Here is a 24,790-nt window from a genome sequence, read left to right as displayed (position 1 = left end):
TTTTTAAACAGCAATTGGTGCTTTGATTTTTGGATGTGGATTGTAATTCGTCAAGACAATGTCAGATGTCGATAGGTCGAATATTGACTTGCCTTCCATGTTAATAGTGACTGTTGGTAATTCTCTAGGTTCCCTGCTCAATTGTTCTTTTACTTGATTGACATGATTCGAATAAATGTGAGCATCTCCTAATGTATGGATGAATTCTCCCGGAACCAGCCCTGTTTCTAGTGCGATCAAATGTATTAGCAAAGCATACGATGCAATGTTAAACGGGACACCAATGAAGATATCTGCACTTCGCTGATACAGTTGACATGACAATTTCCCATCTGCTACATAAAATTGGAACAATGCATGACAAGGTGGTAATGCCATATCTTCCATTTCCGTCGGATTCCAAGCTGTAACAATATGTCTCCTCGAATCAGGATTTTTTTTCAACCCTTCGATCAACCGTGCGATCTGGTCGATTGGCTGTTGACTAGATTCAGCTGATCCAGACCCCCAGCTCCGCCACTGTTTTCCGTAAACAGGACCCAAATCGCCGTAAGTTTCAGCAAATGATGGATCTTCAAGTATTCGCTTTTTAAAGCGTGACATTTCAATTTCATACAGAGCTCTGAATTCCTCGTCCACAGGGGCGCGTCTTCCGAAATCCGTCATATCAGGACCCGTATACTCTTCACTGTTGGCCCATTTTTCAAATGCCCATTCATCCCAAATTGGATTATTTTCTTCCACTAACGCGTGGACATTGGTATCTCCTTTTAAAAACCATAGAAGTTCTGATACAATCAGGCGAAACGCCGTCTTTTTAGTAGTCATTAATGGAAACCCTTGTTGTAAGTCATAACGCATCTGATAACCAAATACACTCAAAGTTCCCGTACCGGTACGATCCCCTTTTTGCACTCCTGTGTCCAGTACATGCTGGCAAAGTTCTAAATATTGTTTCATTGTACACCCTCCTGTTACTCTCTAGTCTTACTATACCAAGTGAAGGTTACCTATTACAAATTCCAAGAAGTCAACAAAAAACCACCCAAGCAGCTGTTAGGACTGCCACTTCGGTGGTGTGTTTTTAGACCATTGAGTAAAATATACCTCGTAAGTCAGGTATCTCTGATAGCCATCGCGTTTATAAGATTTTCTCACGGCATTTTTTACTCTTTCTTATAATCATGCAAACTCCATGCTCATACAAAAAATACACCCTGTAAATGCAAATACCGAAATCCCCAAATTGTTTTTCCATCGGATTTTATAATTTTGAAACGAATAGTTCTATTCTATATTTTCCTCAAAAAGTATTTTAATAGTTCTCCAAGCTATGCATATTGTGACACCAGTTAATGAAATCTCAACTAATAAACGATAGGGATGTTCAACACCTTAAAAACTAATAGGTATTTTGTTAACTCAACAAAGACTGTGTGGCTATAAATATAAGCATAACCCCATAATAAACAATTTTTTACTAATAATAGACAGGAATATTCCTATTAATAATCAAACAAGTATATTGATCATTTTCAACTGCCTATTCTATTTCATATTCAGATACAACTAATTACATCGATCTTGCTCGGTTGATGAACGTTAGAGCAATTTAATTATTTATTTCCAACCAAGTTGAGAGTTCGGAATCGTCTTCTAGATCAAAATAATTACGGGCGAATCTAACGAATTCCTCAGTATTTACTTCTTTATATTTATAAATATTATAATAGGTTTTTAAAAATTTTTCTGCCTCTTCTAATCCACCTCTCTCTTTAAATAATTGCCATAACATTGTTCTGGCCTTACCGTAGAAGTGTGAATTATTTTCATATTGGTCGAGTGGTAGGTTTACAGGTAATGAGGAATCTTTGATTAGTTCAATTCTATTTAGCATGTTCTCATAAGGGACTTCGTCATCAGTTTTAGAGAAATGATACATCTCTTCGGCGAATGAGGTAAAGCCCTCATCTAACCAGGCTTCATTATATGGATCATTATTGATAACCCCGTAAAACCATTGATGTGCAATTTCGTGAATAACCATATTTTTCACAGCTTCATCATTTATTGGTTTGCTATAAATTGAACCTGCCGTAACAATACCTGGATATTCCATTCCAAGACTATCCAACACTATATCTAATTGTGTAAATGGATATAGCCCCAGTATCTGTTGAAAGTACTGTAATGAATCAGAAGCAATTTCACTAATCTCCTTATATAAATCGTCCTTCTCTTCAAATCCGAATACCCGTATGTTTACATCCCCTACTTGTTTCTCGACAACAAGTGGATCTTTCAATATTGCTATAAAAATTTCCTTAACATCCTTTACATGAAATGCACCAATTCTTTGGCTAGGATAACTTTCTTCTTCACTTGTAGAAACAAAGGTATAGCTTTCCGGAATATCATACGATACATGAAAATCACTGAATCCGGTGTGGAATGTTTCTCCCCTGAATCCATACTCCTCCTTATTCCACTTATGATCTCGATATGTAGCGAGCATGGGATAAAATTGGGCTAGATGATAGTTGTCCTTGGTCTTCGTAAATCGTAGCCCACCTACCGGCAAAATAAATTGGTAGGAAAAATCCACTGCTACATTCTCCCCTGGCTGGACCGGGGCATCTAATGGGATAGTTAATGTGTCATTTGCCAAAGTGAATCCGGAGGTTTTATCATCTACTAAAACATCATGTACCTGTATAGTCGCTGAAGCATCCAAGGTATTTCCCAACTGCTCTGAACTATCTTGCGTAAATATGTTAGGAATAAAATAAAAGACTAATTCTTGCCACGTATCTTCTGATGTATTTTTAATTTCAATTGCAGTTCCTATTTGAAACTCCCCATCTGTCTCCATTTTCAAGTGAATATCATAACGACTTTCATTACCGGATGGTAGCGTTTGAGGTGAAAAATCTTCTTTTAGCACGTTTTTTTCAACTAATACTATCTCTTTGTCTACGTTTCTTGGGGCAGGTTTCAGAAAAACAAAAACCATCAAGATTATAATTAGAACAAGCATTATAAGCGTTAATCTCTTTTTAACTTGACACGCCCCACTTCTGTAATTTTTACTTACTACATTTCTATTCTTAAAAGGATTTGTAGATTACTTCAAAACTGTTAATCCCACGCAAATCCCAAAACCGATATTTATTTTAAACACAATGGCCCTATTACGGTATTCGTACGATTACTTGTGAAGCAAACGACAGCATTAGTTTCAAAAACTCTTCATTTTATTTGATTGCTAACTGTAATGCTCTATTTTAAAACTGTCTCGGCTGGGGTAAATGCTTCCCTTTGATTATATTTCGTTGTTATTGATGAAATAAACCAATTCTCTCTATATGGTTCATTATTCTTTCATGATTACAATCTTCTGCTTACTACCAAAATCTTTATATGAAGACTCTAGATCGTATTTAACGGTATACCGTATACTGGATTCGCTAAGCATTTCTATTTTGGTAAGACGAAAGTTACTAACCCAAGGGCTTGACTGACCTGTCGCCCAATGATTTTGCTCTAATTATCTCTTTGAATGTTTTTGTAGAGAAGGGGACAACATTACATATTGAACAGCACCACTCGGATTCTTTAAGTCTAATAGCCACAATACAACGGCTGGTTTCGGTTCGTATACGTGCAAACCAGCCGTAAAAGACATTAACTGTATATCAATACAACTAGTCACCTTTCGAACATATTTATAATAAGATATTCTTCGAATGACTTTAAAACTTAAATGTTGGTATTGCGAAGGGCGGGAGGTATCTTTTGAGATTTTCTTTACTTCTAGTGTTTTGCAACGAAAAACAGTACCTCTTCTTCACCAAAAACCCATTAATTTCACCCCTCCGACACTGATGTCTAATCCAGATATGCCTACGATATAATAAAGCTATCTAATTCTCAAAACTGCTAGCATATCATCCCCATCCTCATCCAATCCCATTTCCTTAAATCCGAAACTAGCGTAAAAATTATAAGCCACGGGATTTTCTGGGTTGTAGCAAATTTCAATTACTTCAAGTTCCTTATTTTCACGCATTTCTTCTATTGCTAGGTGTAGCGCTTTCCGCCCTATACCTTGTTTTTGATATTTTTCATCTACCATAAAACGCCAGATACTAGTTTTTGTTGTAGTTTCGGGTACCCACATAAAAAAGCCTACTGGTTTATCCCCAGAATATATAGCACGAGTTTCATAGGAAGGATGGTACTTAGATTCAACGATAGACCACATATTTTCTGCAACATAGTCTTCTTGTTCTTTTGAAACTGAGAGGTCGCATACCTCTTCATAATTATCTAGATTTAAAGCTTTTAATGTTATTTCCATCTTAATCACCTTCTTACTCCTAATAATTATCTTACAAACTTACCTAATTACGGAATAGTATTAGCAGAATTTACACAGCCGGAATGTTGCAGCCATCAACTATTCTTTATGTAAATCACTTCATAATTTTAGCTCGAAAGGTATCCGTCGCTAAATTACTAAATTCTCTTAAATAGTAAAGATAATTTTCGCCACCATAGTTATATCGTTTGTTATACATTTTAGCTACAACAACATTGTATTCTGGAATCACTAAAAGAGTCGGTCCCGTTATTCCTAAAATTTGATAAGATCCTTTAGGTGTTCTATCCCCAATCTCACTGAGGTCGGCAGGATTACCTTGTACATACCAAAACAATCCATTCCGTGGAAGATTATTATCCTTTAAAATAGGGCTTTGAATTTGAGTAGCAATTTCAACCACTTCTTTTGGAATGATTTGTCTCCCATTGACAATGCCTTTGTTTAAATGAAGATTTCCCCATTGTGCAAACTCAGACGCAGTCGTATAAAGGTTTGATTCAGTGCTATTATCGGTACTACCCAACTTATAGGAACCATTTTCATATGGATTAATAATTTCTTTTACTAACGCTTCATCCTCTTTAGTTTGCCAGATTGTTTTCTTTAAACCTAAAGGTATAAACACTCTCTCTTTTAAAAGCTCAGGAAAACTCTTATTAAAAAGTCTATTTACCAACCGAGTCATCATTAATATATTTATTCCTCTATAAGCCCATCCATTACCCGGTTCAAATTCTCTAAAAATAGTTCCATCTTCTTTTTGGTGTAAACCGTGAGTATGAGTTACTAAATGACGTAATGTAGTTTTACCAAGAAGGTGTTCATCTATTTCTTCAAAGTATTTAATTGCGTAGTCATCAAGACTTTTGATTTTCCTCTCGTAAAGAGCATACGCCACAGCTAATCCGAGATAACTTTTTCTTGCAGATGCTACGTTATATTGAGAAGATGAATTGATTGGAATTGCTTCAGCAGAATTAGAATGAAAACCACTATAATGGTCCAATATCACTTTGTTATCTTGAAGTATATATAATGAACAAGCGCTACTATTATTTTTTTCTTTTATATCTTCTACCCAATCAATTAATTTTCTGACATTCTCCAATAGAATTTCCCCTTAACCAGTGCAATAGTTTAAGTTCTAATTTCCAGCCCTCTTCCTCCCTATCATGTTCTCAATTTCGCCCATTTCCAGCAATATCCTTCTTGTGTTAAAGTCTTCATTTATTTAACAAGCACCTAAGCCAAATTCAAAAAACATATACCTTGCCAAATGCTTAAAACTAAAAAGAAGGCAATTATAGCTAAAGTAAACCAAGAGAAAGGATTCTTTTTATTCCGTAAAATATGGTAAGCAAAGGTCACCATAATGCCTATTAAAGTAACGATCACAATAATAGACGTTAACATAAGAAAGAAATACATAATTACCTCCTGCATAAACCAATTGACACTACTGTTGAAACCATATTTCAGAAAAGCATCTGATAGCTTCTCTATCGAATTGATCCAAATAAACACGATCCAATAATAATTATCCCAGATGAGATAGCTATGATAGAACTTTTTTTCTGATCCTTATAATTAGGAATTCCTAGATTTATAAAATGTATACCCAGCAACACCCAAAAAAGCATAAAGTAAATTGGCTTGAACCAAGATGGAATAAGCAGTATGAAAACGCCTGTTAAGGTAAAGCGGTCTATAAACTTATACCAGTTAATTTAAATCACCTCAGAAAGAATTAGTAATGGCGAAACTGGACCTATTGTTGAAATGTAGTTTTCCAGAATCGCTTCCGATTCTGCAACTGTGTAACGCCGTTGATTTCCGTTCCAGATGGACGCGTTCCGGAGAGTGTGGCTTGAGCCGCTTCCTTCGCTACGCTCCGTCCAGGGTCTCAAGACACAAGCTGATCCTCCCGAAGTCGCCGTCTTGCACTCCAATCAACTTAGCGTGGTATGCAAGAATAGCGTCCTTTTGCTTAAATCTTTACTATTTAAAACGTCTTCTCTTTTCCTCTGAAAAGTACGGAGGGACCGTAGAAAAATACTGCACAGCAAGCTACCGTTATAGCTACATCCGAAATAGTTGATGGATAATTAATTACAGCAACTACAAGAGCTACTAAAAATGTTACAACATGAAATATTAATCTAGGTTTCTTTATTTCACTCCCCCCCAATCTGGCCATATTGATGAAAAGTGTACAAATCCATGTTAAAGAATTGCACCCTTTTATGGAATCGACTATTTAATTAACAGTTCCTTTATGAATGGATAAACATAACCCCAGACAAACAAAACGATGGCAAAGTAAAGAACAGTTCCGGCTAATGGCAGATACCATTTTTTCTTTTTGGACATGTATTGGAGCCAATAATTAAGTGCCCACAGGACGAACATAAAACCAATAAAAAAGTATGCAAATATGCTATCGATAGGGTCATCAAAGGGTGTGCTAACTAAAGAAAGGAGAACCAAAAAAAGATAGATAAATCCCAATAGGATCAAATTGACAACATGGACGACAATATTGTAAGAATTGTTCTTCATTAAATCTTCACCCAGATCATTTACAATTCATAATCACAATCTTCTCGAACAAAATGGCCCGTTCGCATTATTGTCGCGATAGCTTGTGATGCAAACACCCCCGATTGCTGATTACATAAATGCGGCTAGTATATAAATTGACAAGTAATATATGACAGGTATGAGTGTTATAACAACTCCTAAAAGCCTAGATCGCTTCTTGAACTGCAATACAAATCCAATTAACCACAAAACAACCAGCAACATGAAGTACCATCTGTAGGTTGGTGTATCCGTCTCACCAATACCTGGACCACTCATCCATAGCGATAATAACAAAACAAACATCCCTGAAATAGCATTCCAAATATGTCTTACTATTTCTTTGCCCATTTCTCCACTCCTTGTCAGCTAATCACGATTTTTAATAAATCTTATTCAAAAATTTGGGCCGTTTCTTAAATGTATATCCTCCTCTCCGTTTCTTGGAGCAGAAGACGGAAGACTCCGAAGGGATCAGCGAGAGACGTAACGAAGAACGGCTTTTGCGAACGAAATCAAAGCGTTGAGAGCATATCTTTGCACTCGTCTTGAGACTCCACAAGGCGCAAGATTTTAACAACCGAGAAGACTCGAGCCACGCCCCTCTGAAAGCGTTCAGTCTGGAGCACAAAGCAACAACTTGCATGTTAGATAATGACTCGTTTGTAGATATAAATAAATTTTAATCTTTTTCTATATTATACCAAACTCTCTAATTCATTGTCAGACTTTTTAATGAAATAACAAAAATCCGGTAACAGTTTACACAAAAAAATCCTATCCCACTTGGGACAGGAAAGTTTTCTAGATTTCTATGGATTCATACTATATGTTGAATAGCAATGACATTTACAGCGGTTATCCATTTAATCTCAAACGGATATTGTAAAACGATTGGTTGTTTGCGCACGTTGGTTTATTCCACTATGCCAATGAATCTCTTACTTTGCCATATTTCCACGCACTTACCTGAGTCATGCATTTACAGTGTCAGACACTCACATAACACCTTCTTAATAGTTATTAGTGTTAGCTGTTATGGCGATTGTTGAACGGTTAGGAAACACGTCTGAAAATGATTCACGCTTTGTATTGAATTGCATTATGAGAAATGGAAGAAAAAATTATCAATACATTTAACCGCCCAACTGAATTTATGGATAAAAGCGGGGCTATTTTTAAGTAATAGCCCTAACCCATTGCTGTTAGGAAAGCCACTTCGGAGGTGTATTCTTTGACCAGTAAACATCTCCAAGTGTGTGGTGCGTTTGATAATCGTCTTCAGGTAGATGGTAATGGAAGTTAAAGAAGTATCCATCTTGTGGTCGTTTCTCGGTTCTCACGTGGAAAAGAAGCAAATTTTTATCTGCATCTACATCTTTAATGTTAAATATTTTTTCAGCCGTACCACCAGAAGGGTGTTCTGAAATAGCTAGTTTCCGATTCATCTGGACATGTTCACCAATTTTTTCACGAATGACTTGCTCGATTTGTGGGAAAATCACTTCGTCAAATTCATCTTCAATAACCGGACCGATTTTTGAACCGAATTTTGTAAATGCGAGTGTGTGTGCACCATTTACAAGGTCTTCTTCAGTAAGAAAATTTTCAGTAGCATTCAGTCTATTAAAATACGGATCATCGAAATGAACAGCATACTGCGTTGTATGCTGAGGTTGGTCAGTTTCTTTTACATCTTCCTTATCATGAAGCGTTGACCAGATTTCATGACTTGGAGAAATGACTCCAAACGTCACGAATGCGACTGATATAATCATCAGTTGCTGTAACCATTTTTTCATATCCCATCACCTACAATTATGTATTTTTAAATAACTGCTTTCTGAACAGTACGAAAAATAACCGAAAAGGTTCCCTCTTTTCTAATTTCATTGTACAATAAACTTTAGAGTTCGTGTATGTTTTTTAAGGAGGTTACTCAGATGGATGTTCAATTAATCGCCGGAATCGGCATGCTGGTATTCGTCCTATACTTAAGTTCATTAAATTTTACGCACTAATTCAAAAAAAGCCAATCGGTTTCTAACGAGACCGATTGGCTTTTTATTTTTCTATAAACCCGAAATGGAACTTCGTATTGGGCCTTATCATTTGCGTAAAACCGAATTGTTCAAAGACGGGATCGTTAAAATGTGCTTTCACTACAACTCGTTTCCTAGCAACACGTCTCGCTTCGGAAGCCCACTCCTCTGTAAGACTCCCATGAACCCCTACATGCCGCAGTGGGGCAAAGCTAGTTGACTCAGAGATCGTTTGTGAGAACATTGGATCCAAATAGACCACATCCCATGAATGATCAGGTAGCCCCTTTAAAAACACAGGTGCTGAATCCTGTACTACAGAAATCCTACGCATCGCATCTTTCAATTCTTGGAATTTCGGTTCAAATTGAGTCAATCCTGAAGCAGTGATAAACGCGACATCAGGATCTGCCTCAATCCCCATTACGTTACCGGTAGCCCCAACTGCAAAAGATGCCACAATACTGTCTGTCGCTAAGCCAAGCGTGCAATCTAAAAATGAGTTACCTGGTTTTAACTGACACACTTCAACGAGTGGGTCTGTTTCCCCTTTTAGCAAACGCTTTAGACGAAACGTAGCCGTATCCGGATGAAAGAAAAAAGGTTCAGTCATTGACTGTCTGTACAACTCATAACGTTCTTTTCCTACTACTAGGAGATCACTCGAATTGGTGGTCATGAGATTTTTCACTGAACGTTTGTTGCGTGGAATTCGTTCGTAACCGAGTGTTTGTTGCGCAGTAAAGGCACGCGTTTCTGTTACCTTATCTGGACGTCCAGCAGTTGTAATCAGGACACGTTTCACGACACAGCGACTTGATTAAGAGCACCTGTCAAGTGATCTCTTACTTGTTCCATTTCAAATCCTTCAATCTGTTCTCGAGGTATGAAGTATGCAAGTTCTCCATTCTTTACAATTGCTATGGAAGGTGAACTTGGTGGAACTTCAGGAAAATAATTACGCATTTGCGCAGTGGCTTCTTTTTCCTGTCCTGCAAACACGGTAAATAAGTGGTCTGGTTGTTTATCCACTTGGCTTAACGCTTCACGAACAGCTGGTCTAGCAAGTCCAGCGGCACATCCACACACTGAATTGATGACAACGAGCGCAGTTCCTCTATGTTCCTCCATCGCAGTTGTCACATCTTCTTCTGTTAGTAATTCTGTAAATCCACTAGTAACTAATTCTTGGCGCATTGGTTGAACAATGCCTTGCATGTATTCCTCGTAAGCATTCATAATAAATAGCCTCCTCCATAATCTGTGGTGTTCTAGGCAATACACCGATCATTCCTATTCTACATGGAAAACTCGCGGATGAAAACGAATGGCATTTGAAACCAGAAAAGTCTCTACCTGTGATACACTACATACAGACTTTACACGCAAGGAGAATTTTCATGGACATTAAATACCAACAACTCAATGCTTATTATTTCGAACGCTTCACTCAAAGAAATTTTGACGAAAAAGATGTGCTCGGTTTTTTAACTCTAGCAGGTAATAATCCTAGGTTTGATGTGTTGTATGCATTAAAGGAACTTGTAACAACGCGCGATACAGATGCGAACTCGGTTAAATCTTATTTCGATCATGCCCATGACGTCATTAGGCGGCTTGGTTCAGGAGGGCCAAAAGAGAAAATTCAACTTCTTTTTTCCTTCAAGGAAATCCGGAATGGACTCAACCATTATTTCACAGACAGTGGTTTCGAAAAGTTGGAGATTGGCGCAGTCAGTGATATATTACTCTGCTTAATATCACTTCTTCAAGGAATCCAGATTCATAGTGGGAAAAATCGTCGTGTATCCGGAAATTTATGTTTTGGAGCCTCTCATAAAGAGCTCCTCCTAATGGGAACTATTAAGGCAACGGTTCGCGGACGCTCGGTTCCTGTCACATTCCCAATACTCGCTGTTAAAAACGATTATGAAAATGTTCAGAAGCAGGACGACGCGGACAGTCCTTACTTGTTTGAAACAACGATTGCAGAAATCGTCTCAAACGAAGGCAAACTGTTCGTTACATTCCCGGAAATACCAACCCATGCATAAAAAAGCAGTACCTACTGAATTTTCATCAGTGGGCACTGCTTTTTTATTCAGCGCATTTCACTTGCAGCTCAGAAAACTCATTAAGATGACATATTTTAGACATATTGATTTAGTCTATCTTCTTTAGCAATCATCCTTTACTTTGGAGAGCTTCTCAATTCCGTCATTTGCTTCCAAATGGAACCTTTTGCATCTTCACCCTCTTCGATGCGCTCAATTGCCATCTTGATTTGCAATTTCACTTCAAACTCAGGGTCTTCTGATGCTTCCCGGAGTGCAGGTAAAGATTCTTCTGTTCCTGTTTCATACAAGTACATGGCTGCACGCCAGCGCACGAGTTTGTTTTTGTCTTGTAACAATTTAATTGCAGCCTGCTCAAATTCAGGGAATCCCAGATCACTCATACAATCCCCTGCTGTTCGTCGTACGGCCCAACTTTTATCCTGCAATGCTTTCTCAATATATGGAACGACCTCTAATGACTCGATCATTCCTAAGTAGACCGTCGCTAGTCGTCGGATTGACATCTTTTCATCAGCAATAGCACGATCGAGCAATGGTATGTCCTCACTCGTCGGATCTTCTATTTGGTCGAGTAACCGGAAACGTGTTTCCCACTCATCCGTTTCAAAGTCAGCTAATGAAATCTTTTTGCGGGTATGACCACCCTGCGTAGTTCCTTGAAGCGAACTCTTCACTATTGCAGACAAACGTTCCTCAGAATAAGCTGCTTCCACTTCTTTCACGACAGTTTCTCCTATTTCTTCTTTACTGCCATAGCGGATCCCGTAATCCGCCCACTTGCGAAGAAGAATATAATTCTCAACTTCAGCGCTATGAACTTTCTCCATAGCTTCTACGAATCGCTCACTTAACGGAAACCGCTGTTCACTCTCGCTATCGAAAACTTTAACCTGAAGTGGGATCTGCTTATAGGTTTGGACGTGGACATAGACTTCGCCAAAATGTTCCGTAGCTTCTGACTCACCCTCAGTCTGTTCTGAAATCCCCTCACTGAAAACGTTTCGAACTTCAGCTAAGATGGTTTCCCATTGGACATTTCCAGCTCGTTCAATCGCCATGAAGTTCATGACGTGATAAATCCCTTTTATCCCTTTAATTTGTAATAATTGAGCTACTGGTTCTGGAGCAGTTGCAGCATCTACTTTTTTATAGTTGTGTGTTTCCAACATTGGGAGTTCAGTATCAAGAACAATCTTCATGGAATTTGGGCTTGGTGTCGGTTCAATCGATACAATATTCATCACTTGCTACCTCCTTTAAGGTTCCATCAATTCTTCTAAAATCGACCATCGTTCAATTAAGTATTCGTATCTTTCATTGAGCTCGTTCAATTTTTTTGTCAAACCACTTAACTTATCATAATCCGCACCACACGTACTCATTTCCGTTTCCATGGTACCAATGGCTTCCTCAGTTTCTTCTATTTCTTTTTCAATGGTTTCCCATTCACGTTTTTCTTTATAGGTCGCTTTCTTTTTAACGGGTGTTTCTTTTATGCGTTCAGTAGGTTTCACTTCAGTCACAACCGGTTCAGCAATCTGTTTTGGAGTTTCCTTGAAACGTGCGTCCTCTAAATAATCCGTGTATGACATGAATACGGTCTCAATATTTCCTTTCCCGTCAAGTACCCAAAGTTTCGTTGACGTTCGGTCTAAGAAGAACCGGTCGTGGGAAATCGTTAAAACGACCCCAGGAAAAGTATCTATGAACGTTTCAAGAACGGATAACGTTTCCAAATCCAAATCGTTGGTCGGTTCATCCAATAACAGGACATTCGGTTGTTCCATGAGCAACTTCAGTAAATACAGGCGCTTTCTTTCACCTCCTGAAAGTTTTCCAATAGGGGTCCCATGAGCATATGCTGGGAATAAAAAGCGTTCCAGCATTTGGGAAGCTGAAATCCGGTTCCCTTCTCCATCTTCGATATCATTAGAAGTCTCTCGAATGTATTCAATAATGCGTTGCTTTCCTTGCATTTCTGGTAAATGTTGTTTGAAATACGCTATTTTGACCGTCGTTCCTCGTTCGATGATCCCTTCATCAGGTTCTAGTATGCCGTCAAACATATTGACTAATGTTGTTTTCCCAGCACCATTTGGGCCAACAATTGCGACACGGTCTCCTGATTGAAGGAGTGCAGAAAACTGATGGATGACGGTTTTGCCATTAAACGATTTGGATACACCTTTCGCTTCCAGTACTTTTTTTCCTAAACGTGAAGTTTTAAGCCCTGCATCCATCTCTTCTTTCACGGTCCCGCTTTTCACTTTTTGTTCAAGTTCTTCAAATCTTCCTATCCGCGCTTTCTGTTTTGTAGAACGAGCCTTAGCGCCACGTCGAATCCATTTTAACTCGGAACGATAGCGGTTTTTAAGCTTATCTTCTGTTGCAGCGTTCATTTCGTCCCGAAGCGCTTTCGCTTCGATATAATCACCATAGTTGCCTTTATGAGCATATAACGTTTTATCTGCAAGTTCGAAGATAGAAGTTGAAATTGCATCTAAGAAATACCGATCGTGCGTGACGAATAATACCGCACCAGACAAATTCTTGATGAAGTCTTGCAACCAGGTGATTGAAGCGACATCCAAATGGTTGGTCGGCTCATCCAGAAGCAAGAGGTCCGCTGGTTCAATGAGGGTTTTTGCAAGCATCACACGTTTTCGTTGACCACCAGAGAGTTCACTGATATTTTTGTCATACGTCTCAATGCCAAGCTTAGACAAAATCATTCTTGCTTGAGTATTAATATCCCATGCATTTTGCTCGTCCATCTGTAATTGATACTTCGCAAAATGCGCTTGTTTTTCTTCGGAATCTGGATTTTCAGTAAGTGCTTGTAAAGCATGCTCATAATTCAAGTTCAACCGAATAATGGAAGCATCACTTTGGAATACAGCTTCCATTACAGTTAGGGATGGATCGATTATCGGATCTTGTGGTAGATAAGCGATTCGATAATTATTTGGATGATCTTTGGATATTGTATCAGCATCTTCGATTCCCGCGATAATCGCAAGTAACGTAGACTTTCCTGTCCCATTTATGCCAAGTAATCCCGTCTTTTCTCCTGACGTAATGGTAAAATCTATAGCACGAAATAATGTTTTCTCACCAACCGTTTTTGTGAGGTTTTCAATAATCATTTGACTCATAATAGCACTTCCATTCTATAACCTACTTTTTTCATAATACCCTATCTTCGTATTCTTTTGTAGGAAAAGCCTTATCATTCAAGTGTTAGAACTGATTCTATTTAGGGTTAACTATCTGACACGGTCTAGACAGTTGGAATTATTATCTAAAAATACCTTCAAAATCAATTCACCCTATTCAAACAAACATAAAAGTCAAGAAAATCAGCATTATAAGACTTATTTTATTTTAGAATATATTATTTTCAGACTACCACTAAAAGTGGTACTATGTTCTTCATAGATAAAAGGAGGATTTATAATGTCACAGCTGTCAAAAAATGAAATCGTTGAAAGCGTTCCTCAAAAAGGCTTCTTCGGTCATCCAAAAGGATTGTTCTCGTTGTTCTTCACCGAATTTTGGGAGCGCTTTTCTTACTACGGGATGCGAGCTATTCTCGTTTTCTATATGTATTACGAAGTATCAAAGGGTGGTTTAGGGCTTGACCAAGGAACCGCACTTGCAATTGTTTCTCTATATGGTTCCCTCGTTTACATGTCAGGGGTCATTGGTGGCTGGTTGGCGGACCGAGTATTCGGTACCTCGCGTTCTGTCTTTATAGGTGGAATTTTCATAATGCTCGGGCACATTGTCCTTTCTTTCCCAGGAAATCTTGGAATGCTCTTCATATCCATGGCTTTAATTGTTATTGGTACAGGTCTACTGAAGCCAAACGTTTCAAGCATGGTTGGAGATATTTACCCAGAAGGTGACAATCGCCAAGATGCTGGATTCAGTATCTTCTATATGGGGATCAACCTCGGTAGTTTCATTGCACCACTCACTGCCGGCACTATTGGAACGGAATACAATTTCCATTTAGGTTTCAGCGTGGCTGCAGTTGGTATGTTCCTCGGTCTTGTTATGTTTGTAATTACAAAGAAAAAGAACTTAGGTCTAGCAGGAACCTATGTCGCAAACCCACTATCTCCTGCAGAGAAGAAAAAGACGATCAAAATTGTCGGAATTGTAGTTATTATATTAGCAATTCTAGTTGCTATCGCAATTCCAACTGGATATCTAACTTTGAATTCATTTACAACGTTAGTCGGTATTCTCGGATTCGCCATTCCGGCTGCATATTTCATTATCATGTATCGCAGTCCTAAAACAACATCAGTTGAAAAATCACGCGTACTCGCTTATATTCCATTGTTCTTGGCAGCTGTTATGTTCTGGTCCATCGCTGAGCAAGGGTCTACGATTTTAGCTTTGTATGCAGATAAAAGAACAAACTTGGATTTCTTAGGAATTCACATTTCGCCTGCATGGTTCCAATCACTGAACCCATTATTCATCATCATTTTCGCACCAGTTTTTGCATGGCTTTGGGTTAAGCTTGGCGACCGCCAACCTTCAATCCCTCACAAGTTCTCGCTTGGATTGCTTTTTGCCGGTATCTCATTCATCGTCATCCTGCTTCCAGGTGTAATAAGCGGTACTGATGCATTAGTAAGTCCGATTTGGTTAGCACTTAGTATCTTTACACTTGTTCTCGGGGAATTGTGTATTTCTCCGGTCGGACTTTCCGCAACAACTAAACTTGCACCTGCTGCTTTTACTGCACAAACGATGAGCCTTTGGTTCTTGTCGAACGCTGCAGCACAGGCATTGAATGCACAGCTAGTTAAACTCTATTCCGCTGAAACTGAAATGCTGTATTTCGGAATAATCGGAGGAGTTGCCATTGTTCTTTCAATTATTGTGTTCTTCATCTCACCTATCATTTCTCGTTATATGAAGGGTGTTCATTAATCCTATCAGTAAAAGTGGTTCCCATAGAGGGGAACCGCTTTTTTTGTGCTGTTATTTAACGGAACAATCCTGCATAACTTAAATAACTAGATACGTTATTTAAAGTGAGGGATAAATAATGACCGTTTTGTTGCTAATTTTGCTTTTCGCTGTTTTGTTAGGACCGTTCCTATTTACTTTTGCAGAGCGACAGTTGGAACTCTATCTTTTCGTATTAGGGATCGCTACAGTTTTCATAGCTGGTAACTGGAACAAAACGCTGCTTCATGCTTTAGTTACTGACCCTATTGCAATCACGTGCGCGGTCCTGCTCGCAGGTTGGCTATTCCGTGTATTTCAACACCCGTTCAGTCGGCTAATAAGCTTTGCAGAGCGCCTCATGCCCTCCAGGATTTTAGTTGCGCTTATTGTAATCAGTATCGGATTAGTAGCTAGTTTCATTACAGCCATCATCGCTGCAGTTTTACTCGTGTCAATCGTCAGCTTGCTCAATTATGACAGAAGGACTCAAATTCGTTTAGTTATTCTATCTTGCTACTCGATTGGTTTAGGGGCTGTCTTGACTCCACTTGGTGAACCTCTATCGACCATTGCAACCAGTAGATTAGACGAATCATTCTTTTACTTATTCAACTTGTTAGGAAGTGATGTGATTACTGCAATTCTCCTTCTTGGAATTATCGCAGGAATTGTCATATCTCCTCCTCATATAAAACGCGGCAAGGAAAAGAAAATAGAAAAAGAATCGTGGATCGCTATCGTCATTAGAAGTGTTAAAGTATACATATTTGTCATGGCACTCTCTCTTCTTGGCACTGGATTTGAACCGTTATTAAGTCCTGCTTTAGAAGGAAGAAGTCCTACAGTCCTCTATTGGACCAACATGATATCCGCTGTCTTAGACAACGCCACACTTGCATCGATCGAACTGGGACCAACCATGAATGAACCGACTATCCGTGCTATTCTCATGGGCTTACTTATTAGTGGAGGTATGCTAATTCCAGGTAACATCCCAAATATTATTGCGGCTGGCAAATTATCCATCACGAGCAAGGAATGGGCTCGCTTCGGATTCCCCTTCGGATTACTTGCAATGATTGTGTACTTTTTTGTTGTTGTTTATTAAACACCGAGCGACTGACCTAAACATAACAACCTAACAAGTTTAAAAACAAAAAGGGCTGCTCAAGCATCAGTATTAACTGAAGTTATGAGCAGCCTTTTTATGTTTTATTTAGTTCGCTTCGTAATGCGACCTAGTGCAAATGCACCTGCAGCCAATCCGATAAATGTATTAGTCTTCTTGTTGAAAACTTGTTTTACAATCAAGTTCATATTTTGTGGACGCTCTGCAAGACGGCGCATGAAATAGCCGTACCAGTCTTCTCCGAACGGAACGTACGTCGTGAAGTTGTACCCTTCCTTCGCAAGTTCCAGTTGCATATCTTTACGGAATCCGTAAAGCATTTGGAACTCGAACTTATCATAAGAAATATCATTTTCTTTCACAAATTGCTTTACGTGATTGATCACATGGTGATCATGCGTCGCAATAGAAGTGAACTTTCCGTTTAACAAATGCCATTCAATTAATTTAACAAAGTTTTCATCGATATCCGCTTTGTCCTGATACGCAACAGTAGGAGACTCTTTATAAGCTCCTTTTACAATGCGTAGACGGAAATCTTTATGTTGCTTCATATAGTCTTCTGCTTCAAAAAAGTATGCTTGAATGACTGTACCAACATTTTTGTACGTTTTAGATAAATCATCTAGCAAGTCAAATGAAGGCTTTAATCGATCATAGTCTTCCATATCAAAGTTGACAAAAATATCGTATTCGTTAGCCTTACTCACAATCTCACGTAAATTTTCTTCACAGAAGCTCTGGTCGATATCAAGACCGAGCTGAGATGGTTTCAGTGAAATCGTGGCATCGACACCGTTTTCATGAATTGCTTCAATCACATTTAAAATTTGTTTTTTTGCTGCAGTTGCTTCTTCGCGATTGTAAACAAACTCACCAAGATTGTCGACAGTACAAGAAATACCGTGCGCATTCAATTCCTTAATACTTTCAATTGTTTCAGGAATATTTGTTCCTGCAACTACGTTTTGAGCACCCAGCTTCAGACCATATTTTTTTGCTGCGCTGTTTAATGTCTGGTTTTGCGATAGACCCATAAATAAATCTTTTAGCATGTCGATAACTCCTCAGAACTAAAATTTTTCACCAGTTCATTATATCATATATCGCAAGAATACAACATGATCTGACACGTGAAAGACGATTCATTCCACTGCTACTTCAGCTCAATTCACGCATTCATTCGTGAATTGAGCTGTCTGCTTCTTATTCAATCAAATGAAAGAGTTGAACACTCGCATCCAATTCATCTGCAAGTCGTTTCAATTCGTTGGATTGTTCTGCGACATCACTAATCGTAGCTGACGTTTCTTCACCTGATGCTGATATGTTCGAAGTCATCTCCTCCAAGGAACGAAGTGCATCTGCTAACATTTGTATATAACGCTCTGCTTCCTCTGATTTCTTCGCTTCTCGCATCAGGCTTTCAGAGATTGCCGAGACCTCAGCTACTGTATCTTCAACAGCCGTGGAAATACCACTTAATGTCTGGGCAGTTTGGCGTACTGTTTCTGATCCGGTTTCAATTAGTTCTCCACTCTCTTCTGTTGAATGCACCACATCTGCAATGCTAGAGGAAATATCCTTAATCAGTTGCCCTACTTCCTGAACGTCCTGGTTAGATTGTTCTGCAAGACGACGCACTTCATCAGCAACGACTGCAAATCCTTTGCCGTGCTCACCTGCCCTAGCCGCCTCTATGGAGGCATTTAATGCTAGTAAGTTGGTTTGGTTTGCAATATCAGAAATCGATTCAGTGATTGTCTGGATCTTTTTCGCCGAATCGATCAGTCCTTGAATCGCTAGTTTTGTACTCGAAGAAGAAACAGAAATCTTTTTCATATCATCACTTAAAGATATTGCCCGTGCTCTCCCCTCTTCCGCTAACACCATTGTGTTTGAGGAGATCGATGTTGCTTTTTTTGCACGTTCATCTGCTTGGTGAAGATCATGTGCTAAATCCTGAATTAGTTGAGCAACTTGATTCACACTTGCGTTGCCATCCACAACAGAGCTCGCAGCTTCATTAATATTTTCAGAAACCATATGAGCGGCCCCTTCCATTTCTTCTAAAGAGTCTACTGTTTGGGTCATGCTTGTTGTTAATTTGGAAGAAGTAGTTTTGACGGTACCGATCATATTCCGTAAATTCGATGCGAGTGTGTTTAAGGTTGTCGCTAGATCTCCTACCTCATCCTTACTCGAAACTTGTACATCCGCAATTCCTAAATTACCAGAAGCTAACTGTTTGGAATGATCAATAAGCTGCGAAATCGGTTTCGTTTTTTTGCGAAGTAAGAAAATCGTCAACAGCGCAGCTAGCAACAAGGGAACGATACTGATTAAAATACCGTTTCGAACAACTCCCCATGTCCGGGAAGTGACAATTCCTGCGTCGAAGTCAATGACACTTACAGCGATCACTTCTTTAGATGGATCTTGATCTTTAAAAATCGGGGCATATCCTGACAAACGTTTCATGCCTGCAAAGTTATATGCTTTAGAATAGGTGGGATGTTTCATATCAGCGAGCATTGCAATCGCTTTATCATCCACTTTAAACTTATCTCCTGGCTTGAATCCTTTAGCTTTTAGATGATCATCAACAGCCACTAAAGTTCCGTCTAACTCGACAATGTATTGCGTTTCAAAAATGTCTTTATGAGCAGTCGTCCAGTTAAGTTGTTCTCCCACTTTTTCTTGAGTCGAAGCGTCTCCTGCCAGCGCTTTGTCCATATCCTTAGGTAAAATAAGACCAGTAGTAATATTTGCACACCCATACGCTTCGATACCAGCTGCATCGAAGAGTTTGTCATATGCCGTTTTGTAAGTGGCTACAGACGTGATGGCGAGCATGACAACAAGAATACCAATTATTAAACTGCCAAGCTGAAATGTTAATGACTTTCTTAACTTCATGAGACATAATACCTCTTTCTTATTTCGATTAACAAGGACTTTTCTACCTCTGATTTTAACCTAGATTCTAGTGAAAAACTACACAAACATAATTCGTCACACAAACTTCACTCTTTACTCACATTTGTATTTCAATTTAACTTCTATCTTTTGAAGTCATTTTTCTCTGTTTTTCATCAACGTTGAGGTATGATAGAATAGTCTTTTACTTTTAACAACTTGCAATCGTTTACTTAGCAAGTTTATTACCACGGAGGTTTCACACTATGACTACTACTAATGACAAAAATATTTTTGAACTGCTCCATACGATTGAAAAAGTTAGCTATCAAATGATTGTCAAATGGCAACAGCGCTCTGACAACGATCTCGGAATTTCCCATATCCTCGTTCTTCAAGAGTTATTAAATGAGGGAGAAAGCAGGCCAACAGATATTGCCAAGAAACTGAATTTCACTCCTGCCTCACTTACGCACCTCTCAATGAAGCTTACAAAACAAGGTCTCATTGAAAGAAGACAAGCTGACGAAGACAAAAGAACTAAGTATCTATCCATTACCGAAGCTGGGAAAGTGCTTGTCAAAAAAGCTTACAATGATGGAATCGAAGTACGCAGAGAGTTGTTTTCACATATTTCATCGGAAGAACAGCAAGCTATGTTAGCGATTTATAAAAAGCTTGATGAAGCACTAACAAAACCTTCGAACTAAACTTGTGGGATGAGGTGTGATTTATGTATGCAATCATTGTCAATCCTTCTTCGGGTCGAGGAAAAGCAACTCAACTATTTCAACGAGTCGAACAATTGTTCATCCAGTATAAGATGCCACACGAAGCACTCCTAAGTGATTCAAAAGAAGCATCAAATCAGTTCCTAAAAAAACTGATAGGAAGCTGCACATTAAAAGCAATTGTAGTCATTGGTGGTGACGGAACGACTGGATCTATTGTCCAACTTGCATCAGAACATTCCATCCCACTTGCCATTCTGCCAGCAGGATCCGGGAATGATGCTGCGAGAGCTTTTCACCTTACTCGTAATCCGCTTGTTTTCTTTGAGAGACTCTTAGATTTTTCTACCCAACAAATCGATTTACTCGATGTAGATGGGAAACTTGGAATCACCATTGCCGCTGCTGGAATAGATGCAGAAATCGGCGAAAAAGCTAACCGTTCTTTTTACAAATCGCTTCTAAACAAATTTGGATTAGGCGGTCTTGCCTACCCGATTGCAGCTATCCATACGATAAGCAGCTTTACACCATTTGAAGTGAATGTGTCGATTGATGATAAACCATACTTTTGGCACCGTACATGGCTGATTGCTGTCGGCAATACCCCTTCTTACGGAGGGGGTTTAAGAGTCTGTCCGGATGCACTAACAAATGATGGCCTGATGCATATCACCATTGCACATACAGCAAACAGGTCTTCCCTGCTGCTTCGTTTGTTTCCAAAACTTCTTCATGGAAATCCGATTCACAGCCCTTCAATCACTTATTTAACAGGTTCTATTGTTACGTTACAAGCTAATCGGGACATCTTGTTCATCTTAGATGGTGAACCTATTCATGCCCCTCGATTTACAATTCGATTACAATCAGAAGCACTACAACTTGTAGACACAAGTGAATAACATATATTTTTATAAAGAAAACGCTTACATATTATTATCGAACTAAAAGTTCTAACTATTTAGACAAAGTGGTTGTATATCTCCTCCAACACATGTTAGTATTGAAAAATGCTAGTGTTGAGGAGGTTCACCCATTGACAAACGTTCAAGAAGTAGAAAAGAAAAATTTAGGTATCGAAGACATTTTAATTGCTAATCAGGTATTAAAAGATATCGTGGCGCATACACCTCTTCAAAAAAACGAACGGTTGTCAGAAGAGTATGGATGTACCGTTTACATTAAACGAGAAGATTTGCAACACGTTCGGTCTTTCAAGTTGAGAGGGGCCTATTACAAAATTAAACGGATCGAATCCGACGCATTGGAAAAAGGCATTGTTTGTGCCAGTGCTGGCAATCATGCTCAAGGTGTCGCGTTTGCGTGTGCACAACTTGGAATTGACGGGAAGATTTTTATGCCCTTAACTACTCCTAAGCAAAAAGTGGACCAAGTAAAAATGTTCGGTAAAGGATTTGTTGAAATTCTGTTAACAGGAGATACATTTGACGATTCTTTTACAAGTGCCAAGCATTGTACCGATGAAGAAGATCGAATATTCATTCATCCTTTTGATGATTTCGACATTATCGCTGGTCAAGCTACGGTCGCTGTTGAAATTATGAATGATATAGAAGAACCTATTGATTTTGTTTTTTCAAGTGTTGGGGGCGGCGGTCTCCTTTCTGGTATGAGCACGTACATTAAAAACCTATCTCCGTTAACCCGGATGATTGGCGTGGAGCCCGCTGGAGCAGCCAGCATGAAAGCTTCCTTTGAAAAGGGAAAGGTAATCTCGTTACCTACAATTGATAAGTTTGTTGACGGCGCTGCTGTGAAGTGTCCCGGTCATAAGACTTTTAATATTTGTTTCGAATTGGTCGATGAAATAGTAGCAGTTCCTGAAGGTAAGGTGTGTACAGCCATTCTCGAATTGTATAATAAGCACGCAATCATCGCAGAACCGGCTGGTGCACTCCCAATTGCATCACTCGACTTTTATAAAGAAGAAATTAAAGGGAAATCGATTGTCGTCGTCATAAGTGGCGGGAATAACGATATCGGAAGGATGCAGGAAATCAAAGAAAAGTCTTTAATCCATGAAGGACTGTTGTATTATTTCATTGTAAATTTCCCACAACGTGCGGGTGCGTTACGACAATTCCTAGATAATGTTCTCGGTCCAAATGATGATATTACAACTTTCGAATATACGAAGAAAAACAATAAAGAAAACGGTCCAGGACTCGTGGGTATCGAACTGAAGCATCCTGAGGATTATGGCGGCTTGGTAGACCGTATGCGTTCGAATGGATTCTCATTTACTGAAGTGAATAATGACAGTACGCTGTTCGATTTGTTAATTTAGTGGAATAGGAAAACAGGCAGAGCCCTTTTGGCTTTGCCTGTTTTTTTTGGTTCTCACAATCCGACTGAAATGTACTTGACCTCTACAAACTCGTCGATACCGTGGTGACCGCCTTCTCGGCCTAAACCACTCTGCTTGAATCCCCCAAATGGTGCTTGTGGTGATGATGGAGAACCGTCATTCAGACCCACAATGCCATATTCAAGCTGTTCACTCATTCGGATTCCTCTGCTAAGGTTTTCGGTAAATAAATAGGCCGCTAGTCCATAGATTGTATCATTCGCCCGTTGAATCACTTCCTCCTCCGTTTTAAATATGGAAATCGGTGCAACTGGACCAAATGTTTCTTCGTTCATACACAACATATCTTCAGTCACACCTGTTAGCACAGTTGGTTCATAAATGAGACCTTCTATCCTTTGACCACCTGTCGCCAATTGCGCTCCTTTATCCAACGCATCTTTTACATGTAGCTCTACTTTTTTAACCGCTTTTTCATCGATTAATGGTCCAATTTGGGTACCATCTGCTAGACCATCTCCCGCTTTCAAGGATTTTACTTTGTCCTTAAATATTTTTGTGAACTCGTCGACAATCGTTTCCTGCACGTAGACACGGTTGGCACAGACGCATGTTTGTCCTGCATTTCTAAATTTCGTGGCAATGACACCCTCCGCTGCTTTCTCTAGGTCACTGTCTTCCATCACAATTGCTGGGGCTAAGCCTCCCAATTCAAGCGACACTTTTTTCACAGAATCTGACGCTTTCTTCATGAGCTCTCGGCCGACTTCTGTAGATCCCGTGAATGTAATCTTTTTAACACGACCATCTTCAAGCCATGCATCACTAATTGTTTTGGAGTCTCCAGTTACAATATTTACTACTCCCTGGGGAATTCCTGCTTCCAAAGCAAGTCTCCCGAGCTTAATGGCCGTGAGCGGTGTTTCTCGTGATGGCTTTATGACGACTGTACAGCCCACCGCTAGCGCTGGTGCCACTTTTCGTGTAATCATCGCAGCTGGAAAGTTCCATGGTGTTATAGCTGCAACAACCCCAACTGGTTGTTTGGTAACAAACATACGTTTATTTTGTTGAGTGGCAGGTATTGTTTCCCCATAAAGGCGCTTCCCTTCTTCTGCGTACCACTTGTTAAAGCCATTTGCATAATCGATTTCACCCACAGCTTCTTTTGTTGGCTTCCCTTGTTCTAGAGTCATCGTTTTCGCTAAGTCCTCTTTGTCGCGTTCAATTAAGTCATGCCATTTCATTAGTAGTTCGCTACGTTCATACGCAGAAAAGTTAGCCCATTCTTGAAAAGCATTAGAGGCTTCATCCACAGCTCGTATCGCTTCTTCCTTTCCTCCTTTAGGGACCTCCGCAATCTTCTCTTGCGTGAATGGATTGACTACGATGATTTTCTCTAATTTTTCACCAAAGTCCTGTTTTCCAATAATCATTTCATAGCTTTCCATTAAAAATTCCTCCTTCAAAATCGATACTATTTATCATTTCAGGGCGCCTCTCAAGAAGCCATATAAATAAGTTATGTCGGTTGTTGTCTCTTTTCGAATGCTCCACAACAGAAAACTTGGCGTTTTGTGATAAACTGAACGATAGCAAGCTTTTTCGGCTTACTGAACAAAAC

General features: G+C 39.2%; 19 protein-coding genes. 6 read left to right on the top strand and 13 right to left on the bottom strand.

Features of this window, described 5'->3' with window-relative positions:
- Positions 1 to 3 precede the first annotated feature (3 nt).
- The 8 genes from M3197_RS11890 to M3197_RS11855 all read right to left on the bottom strand — a co-directional run bounded on the left by M3197_RS11890 (position 4) and on the right by M3197_RS11855 (position 10,245).
- A complete protein-coding gene (locus tag M3197_RS11890; RefSeq protein ID WP_251661793.1) occupies positions 4 to 960 on the bottom strand; it encodes a thymidylate synthase in 957 nt (318 codons plus the stop codon).
- A 652-nt stretch (positions 961 to 1,612) separates the two neighbouring features.
- Entirely contained in the window at positions 1,613 to 3,013 is a 1,401-nt protein-coding gene (locus M3197_RS11885; protein WP_251661792.1) for a M1 family metallopeptidase, read from the bottom strand.
- Between the two features lie 906 nt (positions 3,014 to 3,919).
- Positions 3,920 to 4,360 (bottom strand): GNAT family N-acetyltransferase, encoded by a 441-nt coding sequence (locus M3197_RS11880; RefSeq protein WP_251661791.1) that lies wholly within the window; start codon positions 4,358 to 4,360, stop codon positions 3,920 to 3,922.
- A gap of 115 nt (positions 4,361 to 4,475) precedes the next feature.
- Complete coding sequence (locus M3197_RS11875; RefSeq protein ID WP_251661790.1) at positions 4,476 to 5,492, bottom strand: serine hydrolase domain-containing protein; 1,017 nt, start codon at positions 5,490 to 5,492, stop codon at positions 4,476 to 4,478.
- Between the two features lie 1,562 nt (positions 5,493 to 7,054).
- Positions 7,055 to 7,315, bottom strand: coding sequence for a hypothetical protein (locus M3197_RS11870; protein ID WP_251661789.1), 261 nt, complete (start codon positions 7,313 to 7,315; stop codon positions 7,055 to 7,057).
- A gap of 854 nt (positions 7,316 to 8,169) precedes the next feature.
- A complete protein-coding gene (locus M3197_RS11865) occupies positions 8,170 to 8,766 on the bottom strand; it encodes a YpjP family protein (RefSeq protein ID WP_251661788.1) in 597 nt (198 codons plus the stop codon).
- A 262-nt stretch (positions 8,767 to 9,028) separates the two neighbouring features.
- The gene (locus M3197_RS11860; protein WP_251661787.1) at positions 9,029 to 9,811 is read right to left on the bottom strand and encodes a class I SAM-dependent methyltransferase; all 783 of its coding nucleotides are present in this window, start codon (positions 9,809 to 9,811) and stop codon (positions 9,029 to 9,031) included.
- Entirely contained in the window at positions 9,808 to 10,245 is a 438-nt protein-coding gene (locus M3197_RS11855) for a BrxA/BrxB family bacilliredoxin (protein ID WP_251661786.1), read from the bottom strand. The genes M3197_RS11860 and M3197_RS11855 overlap by 4 nt, the downstream gene beginning before the upstream one ends.
- Before the next feature lie 161 nt (positions 10,246 to 10,406).
- Here M3197_RS11855 and M3197_RS11850 point away from each other — a divergent pair, with 161 nt between their 5' ends.
- Complete coding sequence (locus tag M3197_RS11850; RefSeq protein WP_251661785.1) at positions 10,407 to 11,060, top strand: hypothetical protein; 654 nt, start codon at positions 10,407 to 10,409, stop codon at positions 11,058 to 11,060.
- A 137-nt stretch (positions 11,061 to 11,197) separates the two neighbouring features.
- Here M3197_RS11850 and M3197_RS11845 read toward each other — a convergent pair whose 3' ends face one another.
- The gene (locus tag M3197_RS11845) at positions 11,198 to 12,325 is read right to left on the bottom strand and encodes a virulence factor (protein ID WP_251661922.1); all 1,128 of its coding nucleotides are present in this window, start codon (positions 12,323 to 12,325) and stop codon (positions 11,198 to 11,200) included.
- A 15-nt stretch (positions 12,326 to 12,340) separates the two neighbouring features.
- Positions 12,341 to 14,239, bottom strand: a complete 1,899-nt coding sequence (locus tag M3197_RS11840; protein WP_251661784.1) for an ABC-F family ATP-binding cassette domain-containing protein — start codon at positions 14,237 to 14,239, stop codon at positions 12,341 to 12,343.
- A gap of 301 nt (positions 14,240 to 14,540) precedes the next feature.
- Between M3197_RS11840 and M3197_RS11835 the strand changes: the two genes are divergently transcribed.
- The gene (locus M3197_RS11835; RefSeq protein ID WP_251661783.1) at positions 14,541 to 16,034 is read left to right on the top strand and encodes a peptide MFS transporter; all 1,494 of its coding nucleotides are present in this window, start codon (positions 14,541 to 14,543) and stop codon (positions 16,032 to 16,034) included.
- Between the two features lie 118 nt (positions 16,035 to 16,152).
- The gene (locus M3197_RS11830) at positions 16,153 to 17,163 is read left to right on the top strand and encodes a DUF1646 family protein (RefSeq protein ID WP_251661782.1); all 1,011 of its coding nucleotides are present in this window, start codon (positions 16,153 to 16,155) and stop codon (positions 17,161 to 17,163) included.
- Between the two features lie 104 nt (positions 17,164 to 17,267).
- On the opposite strand, the gene M3197_RS11825 is transcribed toward M3197_RS11830, so the two are convergent.
- Complete coding sequence (locus tag M3197_RS11825) at positions 17,268 to 18,239, bottom strand: proline dehydrogenase family protein (protein ID WP_251661781.1); 972 nt, start codon at positions 18,237 to 18,239, stop codon at positions 17,268 to 17,270.
- A gap of 151 nt (positions 18,240 to 18,390) precedes the next feature.
- Positions 18,391 to 20,103: a methyl-accepting chemotaxis protein gene (locus M3197_RS11820; RefSeq protein WP_251661780.1), complete on the bottom strand. Its 1,713-nt coding sequence runs from the start codon at positions 20,101 to 20,103 to the stop codon at positions 18,391 to 18,393.
- Between the two features lie 266 nt (positions 20,104 to 20,369).
- On the opposite strand from M3197_RS11820, the gene M3197_RS11815 reads away from it, so the two are divergent.
- The 3 genes from M3197_RS11815 (at position 20,370) to ilvA (ending at position 23,145) form a co-directional block, all read left to right on the top strand.
- Positions 20,370 to 20,813: a MarR family winged helix-turn-helix transcriptional regulator gene (locus M3197_RS11815; protein ID WP_251661779.1), complete on the top strand. Its 444-nt coding sequence runs from the start codon at positions 20,370 to 20,372 to the stop codon at positions 20,811 to 20,813.
- 23 nt (positions 20,814 to 20,836) lie between these two features.
- Positions 20,837 to 21,739: a diacylglycerol/lipid kinase family protein gene (locus tag M3197_RS11810; RefSeq protein ID WP_251661778.1), complete on the top strand. Its 903-nt coding sequence runs from the start codon at positions 20,837 to 20,839 to the stop codon at positions 21,737 to 21,739.
- Positions 21,740 to 21,831: 92 nt separating this feature from the next.
- Positions 21,832 to 23,145 (top strand): threonine ammonia-lyase IlvA, encoded by a 1,314-nt coding sequence (gene ilvA, locus M3197_RS11805; protein ID WP_432813998.1) that lies wholly within the window; start codon positions 21,832 to 21,834, stop codon positions 23,143 to 23,145.
- A gap of 53 nt (positions 23,146 to 23,198) precedes the next feature.
- Here the strand turns inward: ilvA and M3197_RS11800 are convergent, their stop codons facing one another.
- Positions 23,199 to 24,617, bottom strand: a complete 1,419-nt coding sequence (locus M3197_RS11800; protein ID WP_251661776.1) for an NAD-dependent succinate-semialdehyde dehydrogenase — start codon at positions 24,615 to 24,617, stop codon at positions 23,199 to 23,201.
- Positions 24,618 to 24,790: the final 173 nt, after the last annotated feature.

It is taken from the genome of Sporosarcina aquimarina (genome assembly GCF_023715615.1).
Taxonomy (GTDB): Bacteria; Bacillota; Bacilli; order Bacillales_A; family Planococcaceae; genus Sporosarcina; species Sporosarcina aquimarina_A.
The sequence above is the reverse complement of the archived record's forward strand: the minus strand, read 5'-3'. Positions and strand labels throughout refer to the sequence as shown.

Bases quoted from the DNA above. Each gene is read 5' to 3' on its own strand.
- M3197_RS11850 (WP_251661785.1), top strand. From the start codon at position 10,407: ATGGACATTAAATACCAACAACTCAATGCTTATTATTTCGAACGCTTC.
- M3197_RS11865 (WP_251661788.1), bottom strand. From the start codon at position 8,766: ATGAAAAAATGGTTACAGCAACTGATGATTATATCAGTCGCATTCGTG.
- M3197_RS11840 (WP_251661784.1), bottom strand. From the start codon at position 14,239: ATGAGTCAAATGATTATTGAAAACCTCACAAAAACGGTTGGTGAGAAA.
- ilvA (WP_432813998.1), top strand. From the start codon at position 21,832: ATGTTAGTATTGAAAAATGCTAGTGTTGAGGAGGTTCACCCATTGACA.
- M3197_RS11890 (WP_251661793.1), bottom strand. From the start codon at position 960: ATGAAACAATATTTAGAACTTTGCCAGCATGTACTGGACACAGGAGTG.
- M3197_RS11880 (WP_251661791.1), bottom strand. From the start codon at position 4,360: ATGGAAATAACATTAAAAGCTTTAAATCTAGATAATTATGAAGAGGTA.
- M3197_RS11830 (WP_251661782.1), top strand. From the start codon at position 16,153: ATGACCGTTTTGTTGCTAATTTTGCTTTTCGCTGTTTTGTTAGGACCG.
- M3197_RS11825 (WP_251661781.1), bottom strand. From the start codon at position 18,239: ATGCTAAAAGATTTATTTATGGGTCTATCGCAAAACCAGACATTAAAC.
- M3197_RS11820 (WP_251661780.1), bottom strand. From the start codon at position 20,103: ATGAAGTTAAGAAAGTCATTAACATTTCAGCTTGGCAGTTTAATAATT.
- M3197_RS11810 (WP_251661778.1), top strand. From the start codon at position 20,837: ATGTATGCAATCATTGTCAATCCTTCTTCGGGTCGAGGAAAAGCAACT.
- M3197_RS11815 (WP_251661779.1), top strand. From the start codon at position 20,370: ATGACTACTACTAATGACAAAAATATTTTTGAACTGCTCCATACGATT.
- M3197_RS11845 (WP_251661922.1), bottom strand. From the start codon at position 12,325: ATGAATATTGTATCGATTGAACCGACACCAAGCCCAAATTCCATGAAG.
- M3197_RS11835 (WP_251661783.1), top strand. From the start codon at position 14,541: ATGTCACAGCTGTCAAAAAATGAAATCGTTGAAAGCGTTCCTCAAAAA.
- M3197_RS11800 (WP_251661776.1), bottom strand. From the start codon at position 24,617: ATGGAAAGCTATGAAATGATTATTGGAAAACAGGACTTTGGTGAAAAA.
- M3197_RS11885 (WP_251661792.1), bottom strand. From the start codon at position 3,013: ATGGTTTTTGTTTTTCTGAAACCTGCCCCAAGAAACGTAGACAAAGAG.
- M3197_RS11870 (WP_251661789.1), bottom strand. From the start codon at position 7,315: ATGGGCAAAGAAATAGTAAGACATATTTGGAATGCTATTTCAGGGATG.
- M3197_RS11855 (WP_251661786.1), bottom strand. From the start codon at position 10,245: ATGAATGCTTACGAGGAATACATGCAAGGCATTGTTCAACCAATGCGC.